This is a genomic window from Psychrobacter sp. 1U2, from assembly GCF_051847575.1.
Map to the genome: position 1 here is coordinate 1 of NZ_JBPYDC010000524.1, position 1,002 is coordinate 1,002.

The window sequence follows — 1,002 nt, forward strand, 5'->3', positions numbered from 1 at the left end:
TCATCATCTTCAATCTCAGATGCTGAGCGCGTCCATAGTGCACTAGCCTTGTTGATGGTTTCCCACTCATCAGTAAGTACCATTTCACCGCCAGCAGGTGCGCTGTTTTCTTCTGAATCGTCACTGTCATCAGCGACATCTTCTTGCCAAACTTCTTTACGCATCTGAATGGGCAAGCTGATATGATCTGAGTATTTATTGACCAAACGCTTGATTTTACCGCGATCAAGGTAATTGTCTTCGCCTGCGCTATATTCTTCTTTTAAGTGCAAAGTGATGGCAGTGCCACGCTGTGCTTTGTTGATTGTCTCAACGGTAAAGCTACCAGTACCGTCTGATATCCAGCGCACACCTTTATCCGCAGGCTCACCTGCTTTACGTGATTCAACGCTAATCTTATCTGCCACGATAAAGCCTGAGTAAAAACCAACACCGAACTGTCCGATCAATTGACCATCTTGCTTTTGCGACTCAGACAGCTTATCTAAAAATGCTTTGGTACCCGACTTGGCAATCGTTCCTAAGTTTTCGATGGCATCGGTTTCATTCATACCAATACCGTTATCAGTAAAGGTAATGGTTTTAGCATCGGTATCGACTGCGATACGGATTTTTAATTCCCCATCGTCTTCATAAAGGCTGTCATCATTGGTTGCTTCAAAACGCAACTTATCACAAGCATCAGAGGCGTTTGAGACCAGTTCACGCACAAAGATGTCGGCATTAGAATACAGCGAATGGGTCACCAAATGTAGTAACTGCGCCACTTCTGCTTCAAAAGTATGTTTTTTTAATTCAGGGGTACTTTCAGTAGCGGTACTGCTATTAGCATTAAGATTATCCGTATTTTTATTATCCGCTTGGGCCTGCTCACTCATAAAAACTCCTATTATTTATACCAAAAATGCTGTAGCCAGCATAGATTAATCACAAGAACATCAAGTACCAGCAGATGAGCGCAACTTATGCACAAAACTGCGCGGTAAATACTGCTAGGCTGAT

1 protein-coding gene is annotated in these 1,002 nt (G+C 43.0%); it reads right to left on the reverse strand.

The window, feature by feature from the left end; translation table 11 throughout:
• On the reverse strand, window positions 1-878 hold an 878-nt coding region (locus ACS8FD_RS17040), incomplete at its 3' end, for an ATP-binding protein (protein ID WP_439276715.1).
• Window positions 879-1,002 lie beyond the last annotated feature (124 nt).